Below are 17,055 nucleotides of genomic sequence, written 5' to 3'. Positions count from 1 at the left end.
CTGGCCGCTCCGCATGTGGGGTGGGATCCGTATGTGGTCGCCGGTTGCGGTGGCCTCACACGCGTTGGGTCGAGCGCGACAAGAAGATGTCGGTATGCCTGACATGCGCCGGAGTTTCGCGAAAAGGCGCGCAAGGCCTGAAGCCGAACGCCTCGTACACGGCAATGGCGTTGCTCATATAGAAGGTCGTGTGGATCAGCACCGTGCGGGCGGGCCCTTTCTCGATCTCCGCCAATGCAGCGCTCATCAGTTCGCGACCTATCCCTAGTCCGCGGAAAGATGCGTCGACGAAGAACCTGTGAAGCTCCACTGTGTTGTCGTCGAACTGGTCAAAGGCGAGGCAGCCTGCCGGCCGGCTCTCCGATCGCGCAATGAACGCCATGGCATCAGGCACGCCGAATTGCACTGCCAGCTCCGGGCCGCTTGTTTCCGGCTGGAAGAGGGTCCTGATATCCTCCTCCGAAACGCCGTGGGGCGCCGAAGCGTCGACATCCCATTGCGCAAGCTTGCGACAGAGCCCTGCCAAGGTCTCGAAGTCTTCGGCGCCACGCGCCGGTGAAACTGAGATCATCCCTCGCCCCCGCGGATCTACGCGATCATAGCACGCACGCCCCCCCGACGCGAAATGCACATCGCCCGGCTCGGTTAAGGCGGGGCGGCGCCTACGCCGCCTGTGCCACGCGCTCCGACATCATGCGGTAGGAAATCGCCTCGGCCAGGTGGATGCGGCCGACGGTTTCGCTGGCGTCGAGGTCGGCCAGTGTGCGCGCCACTTTCAGCACGCGGTGATAGGCGCGCGCGGAAAAGCCGAGCTTTTCGCTGGCGTCCTTCAACAGCGACAGGCCGGCGGCATCCGGCATCGCGATGTCCTCAATAACAGAAGGCGAGCAATGCGCGTTGGTAGTGGCGCTGGTCACGCCGAGGCGTTCGAAGCGCTCCCGCTGGATGGTGCGGGCGCGCGCCACGCGCTGCGCGACGGCGGCACTTTTCTCCGCCCGGTCCGGCCGGATCAGGTCGGCGGCTGAGACCGCCGGCACTTCGATCCTGAGATCGATGCGGTCGAGCAGTGGGCCCGAGATGCGCGCCTGGTAGTCGGTGCGGCAGCGCTCGCCGCGCAGGCAGCGATAGCCCGGTTCGCCCGCCATGCCGCAGCGGCACGGGTTCATCGCCGCCACCAGCTGGATGCGCGCCGGATAGGTAACGCGGTGGTTGGCGCGCGCGATCATGCAGTCGCCGGTCTCCAGCGGCTGGCGCAGCGCGTCCAGAGTCTGCGGCGAAAATTCCGGAAACTCGTCGAGGAACAGCACGCCGTGATGGGCGAGCGAGACCTCGCCCGGCCGCACCCGCAAGCCGCCGCCGACCATCGCCGCCATCGAGGCCGAATGATGTGGCGCGCGGAACGGCCGCCGGTCGGTCAGCTTGCCTTCGCCGAGCTCGCCCGCCACCGAAGCGATCATCGAGACTTCCAGAAGCTCCTTCGGCGCCAGCGGCGGCAGGATCGACGGCAGCCTTTGTGCCAGCATCGATTTTCCCGAGCCTGGCGGGCCGACCATCAGCAGGTTGTGGCCGCCGGCTGCCGCCACTTCCAGCGCTCGCTTGGCGCTCTCCTGGCCCTTGATGTCGCAGAGGTCGGGCAGGTCGCGCGCCGAGACATGGATGCCGGGCTCGGGCCGTGACAGGACTTGCGTGCCGCGAAAATGATTGGCAATCGCAATCAGGCTGCGCGGCGCCAATATGTCGAAATCCTTGCCCGCCCAGGCCGCTTCCGGCCCGCAGCCGAATGGGCAGATCAGGCCCTTTCCCTCTGCGTTGGCGCCGATCGCCGCCGGAAGCGCACCGGCAACCGCGGCAATGGTGCCGTCGAGCGACAATTCGCCGAGCACGACATAGGAGGCGAGCATGTCGCCCGGAATGGCGCCCAGCGCCGCCATCAGGCCGAGCGCGATCGGCAGGTCGTAATGACTGCCTTCCTTGGGCAAATCGGCCGGAGCGAGGTTGACCGTCACCTTCTTGGACGGCATCGACAGGCCTGACGCATGCAGCGCCGCCTGCACCCGCTCGCGGCTTTCGGCCACCGCCTTGTCGGCCAGGCCGACGATCTGCATGCCGACCTTGCCTGGCGCGATCATCACCTGGACATCGACCGGCACGGCCTCGATGCCCTGGAAAGCAACCGTGCGAACCCGCGCCACCATGTTTGTCTTGAGCCCCTCATGACGGCTCACCCTGGCCTTATGTTCAGGCCGCGAGCGATGCTGGCACAAGACAACCACAGATTTCAGGCTTAGGCAAGAACATTACAGGAACATGTGTTGGCGGCACGCGGTATCGCTTCGCGCGGGGATCTCGCAGTGTTCACCCGCCGCGGCGCTTGGCATCGCTCGTGGAAACAGCGGCGATGATGCTGCCAAACGATATTCGCCTGTAGGCATAGCGACCAGGGAATCGGAAACGGATATACCTCTCGCCACCGCGCGTCTTGGCGCTTTGCAATGTCCAGGTTCGATCCAAGAATGATTTCCATCCCCGACCTTGAGGGCCCGCTTTCCTCGAAAGCGCCAGCGACGCTTGCCGACGAGGCCGAGCAGATCGGTCTTGATGTCTTCGGCGTCAGCGCGCAAGCCCAGGTCCTGACTGCCGAGCGCGACATGAATTTCCTGCTGACCACGCCGGACGGTGCGAAATATGTCTTGAAGATATCAAATCCCGCGGAAGAGCCCGCCGTCACCAATCTCCAGACGAGCGCGCTGCTTCATCTCGAGGCAACGCGGCCACGCCTTCGCGTTCCACGCATCGTGCCGGCGCTGGACGGCAGCGTCGAGCCACCGATCGCGCTGCGGGAAGGCCGCACCAGCGTGGTTCGGCTGCTGAGCTACCTCTCGGGCGTGCCGCTCCATGCGCTACCCAGAACGCGTGGCGTGCGGCAAAATCTGGGAACACTGCTCGCCGAGCTCGATATCGGGCTTCAGAACTTCTCCCATCCCGCGCAGCGCCACAGCCTGCCGTGGAACAGCATGGATCTGCCAAGGCTGGAGCCGCTGCTCGGCACTGTCGAGGATGAGGCCCTGCGCGGCTTGGCCGAGCGCGCCATCCGCGACTTCGCCGATGTCGTTGCGCCGGAAATTCCCAGCCTGCGAGCGCAAATCATCTACAACGACCTCAATTTCTACAATGTGCTGATGGACCAGACCAACAATGAGGCGGTGGCCGGCCTCATCGATTTCGGCGACATCATCCACGCGCCGCTCGTCAATGACGTCGCGGTCGCCGCCAGTTACCATTTCTCCGACGCCAGAGGCTCGCTGCTTCCGCTGGAGGAGTTCATTGCGAGCTATCACCGGCGGCTGAAGCTCACCGATGCCGAGATCGCGCTGGTGCCCTTTCTCATCGCCTCGCGCATGGCCACGACCGTGCTGGTCGCGTCGTGGCGGGCGAGTTCGCATCCCGACAACAAGGACTATATCCTGCGCAACAGGCCCAACGCCCAGGCGGGGCTGTCGGCGCTGCTCGGCCAGTCGAGGGATGAGAAGCGCGCCTGGATCAACGGCGTCTGTGGAAAGGCATGAAATGAGCAGCGCGCGCGATACCAGCATGGCCAATGCCTTCATTCCCGGAAACTCGCCGCTCCCGCAGACCATGCACGCGCTGGTCGAAAGGCGTGAACGCGTCCTCGGCACCGCCTACCGGCTGATGTACCAGGAGCCGATCCATGTTTCGCGCGGCGAGGGCGTCTGGCTGTTTTCGCCCGAAGGCGAGAAATATCTCGATGCCTATAACAACGTATCTTCGCTCGGCCATTCGCATCCTGCCGTGGCGCAGGCTATAGCCCGGCAAGCCTCGGTTCTCGCCACCCACACGCGCTACCTCCAGGATGAGATCCTCGACTATTCCGAGCGGCTCTTGGCGACGTTTCCGCCGGCCATCGACAATGTCATGTTCACCTGCTCCGGCAGCGAAGCCAACGACCTGGCCTACAGGGTCGCGAAATACCAGACCGGCGGCACCGGGGTGATCGTCACCGAGACGGCCTATCACGGGATAACCGACGCAGTGTCGCAGTTCTCGCCGTCGCTGGGTCCGAACGTGCCGCTCGGCGCGCATGTCTTCAAGGTTCCGGCGCCCGACAATTATCGCCTTGGCGCGGAAGCCGCCGCTATCTTCCTGAACGGCGTCGATGTGGCGCTGGATGCGATGGCCGCGCGCGGCATCAAGCCGGCGGCGCTCATCGTCGATTCCATATTCACCAGCGACGGCATATTCGCCGAGCCGCGCAATTTCCTCGCCGCGGCGGCGCAAAAGATACGCGCGGCCGGCGGTCTCTACATCGCCGATGAGGTCCAGTCGGGCTTTGGCCGGACCGGCACGCACATGTGGGGCTTCGAGCGCCACAATGTGCTCCCCGATCTGGTCACCATGGGCAAGCCGATGGGCAATGGCTTCCCGGTCGCCGGCATTGCCGCGCAATCCCAAATCATTCGCGAGTTCGGCCTTAACGCACGTTACTTCAACACTTTCGGCGGCAACGCCGTCGCCTGCGCGGCCGCCATGGCGGTTCTGGAGACGATCCAATCCGAAAGGCTGATGGATAATGCCCGCCAGATGGGTGATGCGCTTCGGTTGCGGCTGGCGGCACTCAGCGCCCGCTATCCTCAAATCGGCGACGTGCGCGGCGCCGGCCTGATGATCGGCGTCGAAATCGTCGCTGCCGATCGCGCGCCCGACAAAACGGAGACGACGCGACTGGTAAACGGCATGCGCAAGCGCGGCGTCTTGATCAGCTCATGCGGCGCCGGCCACAATGTGTTGAAGATCCGCCCGCCGCTGATATTCCAGCCGGAGCATGTCGATATTTTTGTGGCGGCATTCGAGGCCATTCTCAGCCGATCCGAGACCGCCGGACCGCTTTGAGAAACTATTTCCGCTTTGCTTCCACCGCATCCCAGAACAGGCTGGCGATGTCGGCGCCGCCGAAACGTTGCACTTCGCGCACGCCGGTCGGCGAGGTCACGTTGATCTCGGTCATGTAGTCGCCGATGACGTCGATGCCGACGAGGATGAAGCCGCGTTCCTTCAGCGATGGCCCTATGCGGGCGCAGATCTCGCGTTCGCGCTCCGTCAGCTCGGTCTTTTCGGCGCGGCCGCCGACATGCATGTTGGAGCGTGAATCGTGGTCGGCCGGGACACGGTTGATGGCGCCGACTGCCTCGCCGTCGATCAGGATGATGCGCTTGTCGCCCTTGCGTACATCCTTGAGATAGCGCTGCACGATATAGGGCTCGCGCGACAGCTGGGCAAACATCTCGAGCAGCGAGGCGAGGTTGCGGTCGTCTTCCTTGAGATGGAAGATGCCGGCGCCGCCATTGCCGTAGAGCGGCTTGACGATGATGTCGCCGAACTCTTTTCTGAAGGCCGCGACTTCCTGGGGGTCCTTGGTGATCAGCGTTTCCGGCATCAGGTCCGGAAATTCGGTGACGAAGATCTTTTCCGGGCTGTTGCGCACCCAGGCCGGGTCGTTGACCACCAGTGTCTTCGGGTGGATGCGCTCGAGAATGTGCGTAGTGGTGATGTAGTTCATGTCGAAGGGCGGATCCTGGCGCAGCAGGATCACGTCCATCTCCGACAGATCGGTGCGCACCTTGTCGCCCAGCGAAAAATGATTGCCCTTCTCGTCGCGAAGCTTCATCTCCTCGATGCGGGCAAACACCTTGCCGCCCAGCATCGACAGCCGGTCGGGCGTGTAGTGGAACAGCTGGTGGCCGCGCCGCTGCGCCTCCAGCGACAGCGCAAACGACGTGTCGCCGGCGATCGAGACGGTGGAGACATGGTCCATCTGGACGGCGATCTTCAGGGGCATCTTATGGTCTCCAGCGGGCTATGCCGCCGATATACGGAACTCGGGGGCTTCTGCCAATCGGCCAGAGCCTTCAGCTCTGCGGCGCGTCGCTTGGTGCAAGCGCTGGGGAGACTGTTTCGAAATTCGCTCTGGCGAGTCAGATGGGGGTGTTTTCGAGAACCGGAGCGCAGCGGACGTTTGGGTCCGTGAGCACCGGAAGCCTTCAGATGGCCGCCAGAGCGAATTTCGAAACAGTCTCAGCGGTCGAAGACCAGCCGCGAGTAACCGAGGAAGGACAGCGCCATGGCCACCAGCGAGGCAATCGCAAGTGCCGCCAGCGGCGGCATTGCCGGCAGCGCGAACAGGATGGCGCAATAGATGAGATAGTTGACGATGCTGGTGGCGATGCCGACGCCGCCATAGCGCGCGCCCTCCTTCGCCATGCCGCGGCCCGACGGCGAAAAGGTCAGGTGCCGGTTGATCTGCCAGGTGACGCAGAGCGCAAAGCCGATCGACAGCACGCGCGCGACGAGGGGCCCGAGCGGCGTCACCGCCAAAACAAGCCAGAGTGCGGCGGCATCGGCGACGAAGCCGACGCCGCCGGCCAAGACAAAGCGGGCGATCCGGCTCACGGCCTCAGGCTGCCCGGGGCGTCTTGCCCGGTTCGGCCTTCGCGGTTTCACCGGTACGCTCGCGCCGTTCGACCCGGCCCGACGGCACCGAGAGATAGAAGATGCGTTTCTGCTCGGCGCGTCCGCGCGAGACCGAATCGAGGATCAGTCCGGTCACCATCGCAAGCATCGACAACAGCAGCAGGCCGACCGACAGCACCCAGGTCGGCATGCGCGGCACGAGGCCGGTCTGGGCGAATTCGATCAGCACCGGCGTCATCAGGGTCAGGCTCGATGCCAGGAAGAAAATCGCAAAGGCGCCGAAGAAGCGCAGCGGCTGCGTCTCCTTCATCAGCATGGCGAACATCCACAGGATCCTGGCGCCGTCGCGATAGGTCGACAGTTTCGACGACGATCCCTCCGGCCGGCGGCCATAGTCGAGCGCGATCTCGCTCACCGGCAGCTTGAGCTGCGAGGCATGCACAGACATTTCGGTCTCGATCTCGAAGCCGCCGGAAACGGCGGGAAAGCTCTTGACGAAGCGCCTCGAGAAGACGCGGTAGCCGGAGAAGATGTCGGTGAAGTCGGTGCCGAACAGGCGCTTGTAGAGGCTGTTGAAGATGCGGTTGCCGAAGGCATGGCCGGAGCGGCCGGCATCGTCGGTGACGCCGCGCCTGGTGCCCACCACCATGTCGCAGCGCTCGGTCTGCAGGATGTTGATCAGCTGCGGCGCGTCTTCCGGCGCATAGGTGCCGTCGCCGTCGGCCATCAGATAGATATCGGCATCGATGTCGGCGAACATACGCCGCACGACATTGCCCTTGCCCTGGCGCGGCTCGCGGATGACGATGGCGCCGGCCGCGCGGGCCTTCAGTGCCGTCAGGTCGCGCGAATTGTTGTCATAGACATAGATCGTGGCCGACGGCAGCGTCTCGCGAAACCCCCGCACCACCTCGGCGATGGTCAGTTCCTCATTGTAGCAGGGCAGGAGCACGGCAATGGCCGGCTCGTGGCGGACTTCGTGCGGCATTTCCGTCTCCCGATGCCCGGCGGAGCCTCCGGCCGCGCTCAAATGCGGCCTCGCTCAGGCGACTTTACTATTTATTGAAGCTGTTAAGGCTAGGTTTAAGCCGAGCTTCTTTCCGACAAAGGCCATGACGATGAACGCAGCCAAGGCGGGTGCTTCCTCCTGGAAGTCCGATATGACGCTGGCGTTGCTTGCCATGCTGGTGGCGCTGGCCGTCAATGCCACCACCGGCTTTCGCGAATTGAGCAATGCCGGCGGCGACAATGACAGCTTGCTGCGGCTGGTCGAGGTTCGCGACATGCTGGCCGGCCAGGGCTGGTTCGACCTGCATCAGTACCGGATGGGGCCGGAAGGCGGCTTCGTCATGCACTGGTCGCGGCTGGTCGATGCGCCGCTCGCCGCCATCATCCTCGCCGCCTCGGCGCTGACCGGCAGCATGGCCATGGCCGAGGCGATCGCACAGGTGCTGTGGCCGGCGCTGCTGTTTTGCCTGGCGGTGTTCTGCCTCGCCCGCGCGGCGCGCAGCTTTGCCGGCGCCGGCGCCGTACTGCCCGCCATCGTCATCGGCGCGGCGGCGCTGCATTTCATCGGCATCTTCTTGCCAGGTGCGCTCGATCATCACAATGTCCAGCTGACGCTGACCATGGCCAGCCTCAGCCTGCTGCTCGAGGCGCCCACGCACCGCTGGGCGGCGCTGATTTCGGGCCTGTGCGCTGCACTGACGCTGGCCGTCGGCATGGAAACCGCGCCCTATGTCGCCACCATCGGCGCCTGCGTCGCCTTGCTGTTTGTCGTCGATCCCGGTGGCGAGCATCGGATCGCAAGGGACTTCGGTCTCGGTTTCGCCGGGGTCTCGGCACTCGTCTTCGTCACCACTATCCCGCCATCGGCCTGGGGCCAGGCGCAGTGCGATGCCTTCTCGGCCGTGCAATTCGTGGTGGCGGCAGTCGCCGGACTGGGCCTTGCCGTCGTGACGTCGCTCAAGGTGTCCAATGGCACGGCCAGCCGCCGCCTGATCTCGCTCGGCCTGCTCGCGCTTGTGCTGGGCGCCGTCGTCGTGGCGCTGTTCCCGCAATGCCTTGCGGCGCCCTACGCAAACCTCGATCCGCGCCTCAAGGAATTGTGGCTCGACCACATCGATGAGGCACAGTCGCTGTTCCATATCGCCGTCAACGAACCGGCCTCGCTGGCGGCGCGCTATGTTACGCCGCTGGTGGCGATCCTGCTGATGGCGCTTCGCCTGCGCGGACCCTGGCGCCGCCAGGACAGCCTCGTTGGCGCCTTGCTGGTCGCCGCCTTCCTCGTCAGCGTCTGGCAGGTCCGTGGCTCGACATTCTCGATCGCCCTGGCCGTCATCCCGCTGTCGGCCTGGATCGCAAACTGGCGCGAACGGGCCAGCATCAGCCCTTCGCGCAGCGTGTCGCTGCGCATGGCGGCAGTCTGGCTGGTGTCTGTGAATGCTGTCTGGGCCGGCGCTGCCGCCGCCACCTCGAGCGCATTCGAGGCCGACAAGGTCTCCGCAGCGGCCAAGGGCGCCGATCCGGCCTGCACGCGCAAGGCCTCCTTCACGGCACTGGCCGGGCTGCCGGACACCACGGTGCTTGCGATTTCCAATCTCGGCTCGCCCATCCTGGCCTATTCCGGCCACCGTGTCTTTGCCGGCCCCTACCATCGCAACATCGCTGGCGACCTGCTTGCGCTCGATGCCTTACTCGGGTCGGCTGAGCAGGCCAAGGCGATCGTGGCGCAGCACCATGTCGGCCTGGTGGCGCTCTGCCGCGGCAGCGCCGAAACCAAAGTGCTCGCCGCCAAGGCGCCGGAAGGCTTCCTGGCCGGGCTGATGCAGGGAAGCGTCCCCGATTGGCTCGAACCGGTGGCCGAAACGCGCGGAAACCCGGTCGAACTCTACCGCGTCCGTTAAAGCATCATTCGCCAGCGAAAAATCGATTTCGCGATACGGTTCCTAAACGCTTTGCTGCCAGTCTCAGCGTAAATTTCGGACGTCAAAAACAGGGATACCGATGCAAACGACGTTTGGCACCGGGCAGGCAAGCAGGGAAAACACGGATCTGGCGTTCACCGACACGCTGACCGGGCTTGGCAACCATCGCCGGTTCTTCGACAAGGTCGATCGCCTGATCAGCGACCGCGCCGACGATCCCGCGCCCTTCACCGTCGGCATTCTCGACCTCGACGGTTTCAAGCCGATCAACGATCTGTTCGGCCACAAGGCCGGCGACGACATACTGATCCAGGTGGCGATGCGGCTGCGCGCCTCGATGGACAGCCATTCCACCGTCTGCCGCATCGGCGCCGACGAATTCGCCTTTCTCTATCCGATGGTGTTCTCGGAGGAAGCCGCGGCCGAGAAGTCGCGCATGATGATCGAAATCCTGTCGGCGCCCTATGATGTCGGCGAACGCACCGCCAGGCTCTCGGCCTCGGTCGGCTGCTCGCTGTTCTATTCCGGCGACGAAACCACCGAAATCCTCGTCCACAAGGCTGAAACGGCGCTCTACCACGCCAAGCGGTCGGGCCGTGGCCGCGTCGTCGTCTATACCAGAGAGATGGAAGAGGCGGCCAAGCGCGTCACCCGTATCGAACAGGCGCTGCGCCGCGCCGTCTCGGCCGGCGAGGTGGAACCGCATTTCCAGCCCATCGTCGATCTCAACACCCGCCGCACCATCGGCTTCGAGACGCTGGCGCGCTGGACCGATCGCGACCTCGGCGTCGTCCCGCCGACCGTGTTCATTCCCATCGCCGAGGAGCGCGGCATCATCGGCCCGCTGTCGCAGCTGGTGCTGCGCAAGGCGGCCGAAGCGGCGCGCAGCTGGCCGAAGGACCTGTTCCTGTCCTTCAACCTGTCGCCCTCGCAGCTCGTCGACCAGAACACCGGCCTGCACATACTGTCTATCCTCGATCGCACCGGCTTCGATCCGCGCCGGCTGGAGATCGAGATCACCGAAACCGGCCTGATGAACGATCCGGCCTCGGCCGAGAAGATCGTCGAGGATCTGCGCCGCGTCGGCATCCGCGTCTCGCTCGACGATTTCGGCACCGGCCAGTCCTCGCTCGGCCGTTTGCGCGAATTTCACTTCGACAAGCTCAAGATCGACCGCGCCTTCGTCTCCTCCATCCTCGACGACCGTCCGTCGGAGCACATCATCCGTGCCATTCTCGCCATGTGCGAAGGGCTCGGCATGGACGTCGTCGCCGAAGGCATCGAGGAGGAAGCGCAGGCCGACCGTCTTGTTCAGTTCGGCTGCGCCGGCGGGCAGGGCTATCTGTTTGGCAAGCCGGTCGATGCCGACGCCACGCTCGGCTACCTCCGCGATTCCTATCGCGGGGCGCTTTACGCCAAGGCGATCTGACCGGGCGCCCCGCCGCATCGAGTGGGTAGAGGTTCCTGCCTGGGCAGGCCTGGTCCGATGTCTTGCGTCCTTTTGTCTGACATAAGGCGAAGAAATCACCGTTTTCGCCCTTGCTCCCCGGACTTGGCTGGCTAGGATGCGCGCCGATCGGGACCGGGAGTGAAAAACATGATGCCATCGGCGGACTTTGCCGACCTCAGGGGCGCCTCGGTGCTGATCACCGGCGGCGGTTCCGGCATTGGCGCGGCATTGACCGAGGGTTTTGTTCGCCAGGGCGCCCATGTCGCCTTCATCGACATCGCCGATGGTCCAAGCACGCTGCTCGCCGATCGCGTCGAAAAGGAACTCGGCCGGCGGCCGCTCTACCTCAAGACCGATCTGCGCGACGTCGAGGCGCTGCGCGCTTCGGCCACCAAAGCGGCTGAGGCGCATGGCGACGTTACCGTGCTGATCAACAATGCCGCCTGGGACGAACGCCATGATGTCGCCGACGTCACCGTCGAGTTCTGGGACAACAACCTTGCCATCAATCTGCGCCCGCACTTCTTCACCGCACAAGCAGTGGCGCCGGGCATGAAGCGGGCCGGCGGCGGCTCAATCATCAATTTTACCTCGACCTCCTATCTCATCAACCACCCCGACATGCCGGCCTACACCGCCGCCAAGGCCGGCATTCTCGGTCTGACCAAGGGTCTTGCCGGCAAGCTCGGTGTCGACGGCATCCGCGTCAACGCTGTTGCGCCGGGCTGGGTGATCACCGATCGTCAGCGGGAACTCTGGGTCACCGAGGACAGGCTTGCCGCCCATGTCGCCAAGCAGTGTATCAAAGAGGTCATGCAGCCAGACGACATGGTCGGCACCGTGCTGTTCCTGGCTTCGGACGCCTCGCGTATGCTGACGGCGCAAATGCTGATCGTCGACGGGGGGTTCCTGTGAGCCCAGCAAGTCAAAATTCAACAAGCAAAGCGCCGGCCGTCGCCGCCGTCGACTGGGGCACGACCCGCATGCGGGTCTGGCTGATCGACGAGGCGGGTGGGGTGCTGGCCGAACGCCGCGGCGATGACGGGCTGATCACCGCCCAGCAAAAGGGGTTTGCCACCATCCTTGAGGGCCATCTGGCGGCGCTCGGCGCGCCGGCTTCGTTGCCGGTCATCATTTGCGGCATGGCAGGCTCCCGCCAAGGGTGGCTGGAGGCGCCCTATGTCACCGTGCCGGCGCCGATCGGCGCGATCCTCGCGGGCGCCGCCCGCATTCCTGGCCTCAGCCGTGACATCCGCATCGTGCCTGGCCTGGCGCAGCGGCTGGCCGATGCGCCTGATGTGATGCGTGGTGAGGAAACCCAGCTGGCCGGTGCCGGTTTGCCGGCTGACGGTCGCCATCTTGTCTGCATGCCCGGCACCCATTCGAAATGGGTTCTGGTCGAGGATGGCGCGGTCGATGGCTTCTGCACCTGGCCGACCGGCGAGCTGTTCTCGGTGCTCGCCCAGCATTCGATCCTGCGCCATTCGCTGGGCGACAACCCGAATCCGGTCACGCCAGACAATCCATTCTTCCAGGACTGGTGCCGGAAGGCGCTGGCCGAAGGTGGCGACGTCACTTCGCGGCTGTTTTCGATCCGCGCCGCAGGTCTGTTGCAGGACCTCAAGGCCGACGATGCCGCCGCCTGCCTGTCCGGCCTGCTGATCGGCGGCGAGATCGCTTCAGCGGGCCGCCGTTACGGCGAAAGCGCCACCGCAATCGTGCTGGTCGCCTCTGGCGCGCTTGCGGCGCTTTACCGGCAGGCGCTCGACCTCGCCGGACTTGCCGTCAGGACGGTCGACGCCGATGAGGCGGTGCGTGCCGGCCTGATCGAGGCCGCGCGGGAAAATGGCATGATTGCCAGAAATGGAGTGACCGCGTGACCCAGACCGCACCTTTTCCGAAGCTCAAGCGCGGCCTCGTCGCCATCCTGCGCGGGCTGAAGCCTTCCGAGGCTGTTGCCATCGGCCAGGCATTGTTTGATGCCGGCATCGAAGCCATCGAAGTGCCGCTCAATTCGCCCGAGCCGTTCGTCTCGATCGCCAGCATTGTCGCGGCATTGCCCAAGACGGCGCTGGTCGGAGCCGGCACGGTGCTGACGCCGACCGATGTCGATGCCTTGGCCAAGGCCGGCGGCTGGCTGCTGGTCAGCCCCAACATCGACGCCGATGTCATGGCCCGCGCCATGCATCATGGCATGGTGACGATGCCCGGCGTGTTCACGCCCACGGAAGCGTTCCTGGCGATCCGGCTTGGCGCTTCGGCGCTGAAATTCTTCCCGGCAAGCGTGCTCGGTCCCGGCGGCATTTCGGCGATGCGCGCCGTGTTGCCGGCCGACACCGTGGTGGGCGCCGTCGGCGGCGTTTCGGAGAAAGACTTTGCCGGCTACAAAGCTGCTGGGGTGAGCGCTTTCGGTCTTGGCTCCAGCCTCTTCAAGCCAGGCATGAGCGTCGACGAGGTGGCGACGCGCGCCAAAGCCGCGGTGACGGCTTGGGATGCGGCATTCGGCGGAGCGGCATGATGGAAAACGTTTCGGTTTTTTCGGATCATGTCTGTGAGTTGGGCGAGGGTCCGAGCTATGATCCCGCCACAGATGCGCTGTTCTGGTTCGACATCGTCAACGGGCTGTTGCTGGAGCAGGGCGTCACGTCAGGCGCATTAAAGGTCCATAAGCTCGGCCAGATGGCCAGCGCCATCGCCATCATCGACGACAAGCGCCAGCTGATCGCCACCGAGACCGGCCTGCAGGTCCGCGATGTCGCGACCGGCAAGCTGACGTTGCACACGCCGATCGAGGCCAACAATGCGCTGACGCGCTCCAACGATTCGCGCGTCCATCCTTGCGGCGCCTTCTGGGTCGGCACCATGGCCAAGGATGAGGGCAAGGGCGCCGGCTCGATCTACTGGTTCTTCAAAGGCGAGTTGCGCACGCTTTACACCGGCATCACCGTGTCGAACTCGATTTGTTTCTCGCAGGATGGGACGATCGCCTACTACACCGACACCGCGACCGGCCTTTTGATGCGCGTCGCCTGCGACCCCGCGACCGGCCTGCCGGTTGGCGAATCGAAAGTGTTCGTCGACCACCGCTCCTCGAAGGGCTATGTCGACGGCTCGGTCGTCGACCGCGACGGCGTGTTGTGGAACGCCGTCTGGGGCGGCAAGGCGGTCAAGGCTTATGCGCCCGACGGCACGCTGCTGCGCGAAATCCCGATGCCGGCGACGCAGTCCTCCTGCCCGGCCTTTGTCGGTTTCAAGGCCGACCGGTTGGCGGTGACCTCGGCTTGGAAGGGCAAGGACGACAAGCAACGCAAGCTCGACCGGCAGGCCGGGATGACCTTCCTGCTCGACATCCCCGTCAACGGCCGCTTCGAGCCGCGTGTGCTGATCGCCTGACGATCGTCTGCCCCAGGCTGTCACGCAACCGCCCGGCTCGGTCGGTTTCACGCAAGCCGATCGCGCCAACCATGCGATGGTAACCGCTTCTATTGCCGAGAGCCGTCCATCCGATGCCGCAAAAAACGCCGACCCTGATCCTCGTCCATGAGCCGGAAAAGGCCTGTTTCGACCGGCTGGTCGCCGACGGGTTTCCGGCCGAACGTGCGCTCGAAATCTCGTCCTATTTGGCGCAATCGACCGATCTTGCCCCCGAATTCGATGGACTTGCCGCCGCTTGCGAGCGACGCAGCCTCGCCTTCCTGCCGGTCGAACTCGACGATGCGGCAGCAACGCTGGCGAAAGCCGATCCTGAAACGACCTTGGTCTGGACGCTGACCGACGGCATCGCCTATTTCCGTGGTGCGGCGGCACCGGCGCTCGCCAGGCTGAGTGGGCTCAAAACCATCGGCGCCGACGATGCGCTGTTCGCGCTCTGCCAGGACAAGTTCCGTTCCGGCGCCGTGCTCGGCGCGCTCGGCCTGCCAGTGCCGCAGGCCGGCCTCGCCCGCGACGGCCGCTGGCTGGCCGAGCCGCCGCCATCAGCCGCCGGCTGGTTCGTCAAGCCGAACCGGCTCGGCTCCAAGGTCGGCATCTGGCCGGATTCGCGCTGCCACGAGCTGCAGCACGCGCTGGAACTTAGCCGGCGCGTCTACGCCGCCTACCGCGACGATGTCGTCGTCCAGCCCTATGTCGCCGGCCGCAATGTGCGCGCCAGTTTTCTAGGCCTCGAGCCGGACACCGGCGCGGAAGCGCTCGGCATCGTTTTCGTCGACTCCGGTGGCGATTTCCAGACTATGGCCGACTCGATGGCGCTTTACGGCGACACCGGCGAGGCCGCCAAGGCGGCCGGGCTCTACAGCGAGCCGGTGCTGGAGGCGGTCGCCGACGCCCAGCCGGCAGCCGCGGCAACCATCCGCCGCATGGCCGAACGGCTGGTCAGCGGGCTTGGACTGCGCGACGTGTTTTCCATCGATTTCAGGGTCGAGGCCGACGATCACGTCCACCTCATCGAATTCGAGGTCTGCCCCGGCCTGCCCTGCTTCGATTTCCGCGCCTATTGCCGGCAGCAATGGGGCATGACACTAACCGATGCGATGGCCGAGACCGCCACTAACCGGTTCAAGCGCTAGACCCCCTCGACCAGCACGATCTCGCCGTCGGCCACCTTCTGGCGGATGGCGACGGCGCGCTGGTATTCCGGCGAGTGATAGCAATCATGCGCCACGCTGAGCGATTCGAATTCGATGATGACGTTGCGGGCGCGGCCTTGGCCCTCGGCCTTTTCGTGCTCGCCGCCGCGCGCCAGGAATTTGGCGCCGAAGCGCTCGAAGGCGAGCTTCGACGCCGCGACATAGTCCTTGTAGCCTTCAGCATCGCGCACATCGACGCGGGCGATCCAGTATCCCTTTGGCATTGTTCTCTTCTCCTGGTTCGAAAAATGTCAGGCGGCGCGCATCTCTTCCAGTATGGCCTCCGCCGCTGCACGCCTGTCGCTTGCAGCGACGATAGGGCGGCCCACAACAAGGTGGCTGGCGCCATTGCGGATCGCCTGGCCGGGCGTCACCACGCGCTTCTGGTCACCATGGTCGCTGCCCTTGGGCCGGATGCCGGGCGTCACCACCGCCAGATCAGGCCCGACGATGCGGCGCACCGCTTCCGCCTCTTCGGCCGAGCAGACGATGCCGCCCATGCCGGCATGCAGCGCCTGTTCGGCGCGCCTCAGTACCAGCGTATGCGGATCGTACTCATAGCCGGCGTCGATCACGTCCTGTTCGTCCATCGAGGTCAGCACGCTGACCGCCAGCAGGCAGAGATCGCTGCCCTCGGCCGCCTCAACCGCTGCCCTCATCGCCTTGGGATAGGCGTGGATGGTGAGCATGGTCATGCCCATGCGCACGATGTTCTCGACGCCCTTGGCCACCGTGTGGTCGATGTCGAGCAGCTTCATGTCGAGGAAGATCTTGGTCCCGCCGCTGGCCAGCTCCCTGGCGAAGTCGAGCCCGCCGGCGAAGGCCAGCTGATAGCCGATCTTGTAGAAGGAGACGACGCCCTCCAGTTCGCGCACCGCCTGCTCGGCTTCCCTGACAGTCGGCACGTCGAGGCCGACGATCAGCCGGTCCCGCATTGTGGTCGCGTGGATCATGCCCGGGTCGACAGCATATGCGAGGTTTCGATCAGCGTGCGGCATAGGTGCTCCATCGATTTGTTCAGTCTCTCATCCCTGAAATTGCCGTCGGCGTCGAAGGCGCTGGCGCCATCGGCTACCGAGCATTCCGGCGTCACCACTTCCGCCTGGCAGCGTACCAGCACGGCGCGCAGATGGTTGATGCAGCGTATCCCGGCGAAATGTCCGTTGGAAGACGAGCACAGGCCAGCGACCTTGCCGGCAAACGGCCTGAACGTGCGGCCGCTATCCGTGCGCACCCGGCTTACCCAGTCGATCGTGTTCTTGAGCAGCGGCGGGATCGAGCCGTTGTATTCGGGCGTCGCAATCAACAGCCCGTCATGGGCGGCGATCAGCCGGCCGAGCTTCACGGCATTGTCGGGAACGCCTTTTTCCTTTTCGAGATCTTCGTCCAGGATCGGCAGCGGATAGTCGGCCAGCGAAATGCGGGTCACCTCGGCGCCCTGCATGGCCAGCTCCTTCTGCGCAACATCGGCGGTCCTGCCGCTGAAGGCGCCGCTGCGCAGCGACCCGGCAAAGACGAGGATTTTCGGGATCACTGCCATTGGCCACCCTTGTTCCGGGACAGGTAC

The 17,055-nt window shown here is 65.0% G+C and carries 17 protein-coding genes; 9 read left to right on the top strand and 8 right to left on the bottom strand.

Annotation, left to right across the window (positions count from 1 at the left end; all coding sequences use genetic code 11):
• Window positions 1-55: 55 nt before the first annotated feature.
• Both AC1DYC_RS30405 and AC1DYC_RS30400 read right to left on the bottom strand, forming a co-directional pair.
• Window positions 56-571 (bottom strand): GNAT family N-acetyltransferase, encoded by a 516-nt coding sequence (locus tag AC1DYC_RS30405; RefSeq protein WP_477411363.1) that lies wholly within the window; start codon window positions 569-571, stop codon window positions 56-58.
• Between the two features lie 91 nt (window positions 572-662).
• Complete coding sequence (locus AC1DYC_RS30400) at window positions 663-2,195, bottom strand: YifB family Mg chelatase-like AAA ATPase (RefSeq protein WP_477411395.1); 1,533 nt, start codon at window positions 2,193-2,195, stop codon at window positions 663-665.
• A 318-nt stretch (window positions 2,196-2,513) separates the two neighbouring features.
• Here AC1DYC_RS30400 and AC1DYC_RS30395 point away from each other — a divergent pair, with 318 nt between their 5' ends.
• Both AC1DYC_RS30395 and AC1DYC_RS30390 read left to right on the top strand, forming a co-directional pair.
• Window positions 2,514-3,566: a phosphotransferase gene (locus AC1DYC_RS30395; protein ID WP_477411362.1), complete on the top strand. Its 1,053-nt coding sequence runs from the start codon at window positions 2,514-2,516 to the stop codon at window positions 3,564-3,566.
• Window position 3,567: 1 nt separating this feature from the next.
• A complete protein-coding gene (locus tag AC1DYC_RS30390; RefSeq protein WP_477411361.1) occupies window positions 3,568-4,908 on the top strand; it encodes an aspartate aminotransferase family protein in 1,341 nt (446 codons plus the stop codon).
• Between the two features lie 4 nt (window positions 4,909-4,912).
• Here the strand turns inward: AC1DYC_RS30390 and gshB are convergent, their stop codons facing one another.
• The 3 genes from gshB to AC1DYC_RS30375 all read right to left on the bottom strand — a co-directional run bounded on the left by gshB (window position 4,913) and on the right by AC1DYC_RS30375 (window position 7,474).
• Entirely contained in the window at window positions 4,913-5,854 is a 942-nt protein-coding gene (gene gshB, locus AC1DYC_RS30385; RefSeq protein WP_477411360.1) for a glutathione synthase, read from the bottom strand.
• A gap of 236 nt (window positions 5,855-6,090) precedes the next feature.
• Window positions 6,091-6,465: a GtrA family protein gene (locus AC1DYC_RS30380; protein WP_477411359.1), complete on the bottom strand. Its 375-nt coding sequence runs from the start codon at window positions 6,463-6,465 to the stop codon at window positions 6,091-6,093.
• 4 nt (window positions 6,466-6,469) lie between these two features.
• Window positions 6,470-7,474, bottom strand: a complete 1,005-nt coding sequence (locus tag AC1DYC_RS30375) for a glycosyltransferase (RefSeq protein WP_477411358.1) — start codon at window positions 7,472-7,474, stop codon at window positions 6,470-6,472.
• A gap of 124 nt (window positions 7,475-7,598) precedes the next feature.
• Between AC1DYC_RS30375 and AC1DYC_RS30370 the strand changes: the two genes are divergently transcribed.
• From AC1DYC_RS30370 to AC1DYC_RS30340, 7 genes are all read left to right on the top strand, one after another.
• Window positions 7,599-9,392 carry a GtrA family protein gene (locus tag AC1DYC_RS30370; RefSeq protein WP_477411357.1) on the top strand — a complete coding sequence of 598 codons (1,794 nt, stop codon included), beginning with the start codon at window positions 7,599-7,601 and terminating at the stop codon, window positions 9,390-9,392.
• A 100-nt stretch (window positions 9,393-9,492) separates the two neighbouring features.
• The gene (locus AC1DYC_RS30365; protein WP_477411356.1) at window positions 9,493-10,842 is read left to right on the top strand and encodes a putative bifunctional diguanylate cyclase/phosphodiesterase; all 1,350 of its coding nucleotides are present in this window, start codon (window positions 9,493-9,495) and stop codon (window positions 10,840-10,842) included.
• Between the two features lie 168 nt (window positions 10,843-11,010).
• On the top strand, window positions 11,011-11,778 hold the full coding sequence (locus tag AC1DYC_RS30360) for an SDR family NAD(P)-dependent oxidoreductase (RefSeq protein WP_477411355.1): 768 nt from the start codon (window positions 11,011-11,013) through the stop codon (window positions 11,776-11,778).
• On the top strand, window positions 11,775-12,743 hold the full coding sequence (locus tag AC1DYC_RS30355; RefSeq protein WP_477411354.1) for a 2-dehydro-3-deoxygalactonokinase: 969 nt from the start codon (window positions 11,775-11,777) through the stop codon (window positions 12,741-12,743). The genes AC1DYC_RS30360 and AC1DYC_RS30355 overlap by 4 nt, the downstream gene beginning before the upstream one ends.
• Window positions 12,740-13,381 (top strand): 2-dehydro-3-deoxy-6-phosphogalactonate aldolase, encoded by a 642-nt coding sequence (locus tag AC1DYC_RS30350; RefSeq protein ID WP_477411353.1) that lies wholly within the window; start codon window positions 12,740-12,742, stop codon window positions 13,379-13,381. Before AC1DYC_RS30355 ends, AC1DYC_RS30350 begins: the two co-directional genes overlap by 4 nt.
• Window positions 13,381-14,256, top strand: a complete 876-nt coding sequence (locus AC1DYC_RS30345) for an SMP-30/gluconolactonase/LRE family protein (protein ID WP_477411394.1) — start codon at window positions 13,381-13,383, stop codon at window positions 14,254-14,256. Before AC1DYC_RS30350 ends, AC1DYC_RS30345 begins: the two co-directional genes overlap by 1 nt.
• 113 nt (window positions 14,257-14,369) lie before the next feature.
• Window positions 14,370-15,428 carry a D-alanine--D-alanine ligase family protein gene (locus AC1DYC_RS30340; RefSeq protein ID WP_477411352.1) on the top strand — a complete coding sequence of 353 codons (1,059 nt, stop codon included), beginning with the start codon at window positions 14,370-14,372 and terminating at the stop codon, window positions 15,426-15,428.
• On the opposite strand, the gene AC1DYC_RS30335 is transcribed toward AC1DYC_RS30340, so the two are convergent.
• The 3 genes from AC1DYC_RS30335 to AC1DYC_RS30325 are packed head-to-tail and all read right to left on the bottom strand — an operon-like array spanning window position 15,425 to window position 17,028.
• Complete coding sequence (locus AC1DYC_RS30335) at window positions 15,425-15,712, bottom strand: DUF1330 domain-containing protein (RefSeq protein ID WP_203277446.1); 288 nt, start codon at window positions 15,710-15,712, stop codon at window positions 15,425-15,427. The genes AC1DYC_RS30340 and AC1DYC_RS30335 overlap by 4 nt on opposite strands.
• 27 nt (window positions 15,713-15,739) lie before the next feature.
• Window positions 15,740-16,441, bottom strand: a complete 702-nt coding sequence (gene pyrF / locus AC1DYC_RS30330) for an orotidine-5'-phosphate decarboxylase (protein ID WP_477411351.1) — start codon at window positions 16,439-16,441, stop codon at window positions 15,740-15,742.
• The gene (locus AC1DYC_RS30325) at window positions 16,438-17,028 is read right to left on the bottom strand and encodes an NADPH-dependent FMN reductase (protein WP_477411350.1); all 591 of its coding nucleotides are present in this window, start codon (window positions 17,026-17,028) and stop codon (window positions 16,438-16,440) included. Before AC1DYC_RS30325 ends, pyrF begins: the two co-directional genes overlap by 4 nt.
• Window positions 17,029-17,055: the final 27 nt, after the last annotated feature.

This window comes from Mesorhizobium sp. P2_E7, from assembly GCF_056403855.1.
Note: the sequence above shows the minus strand (reverse complement) of the source record. Positions and strands in the feature narration are given on the sequence as shown.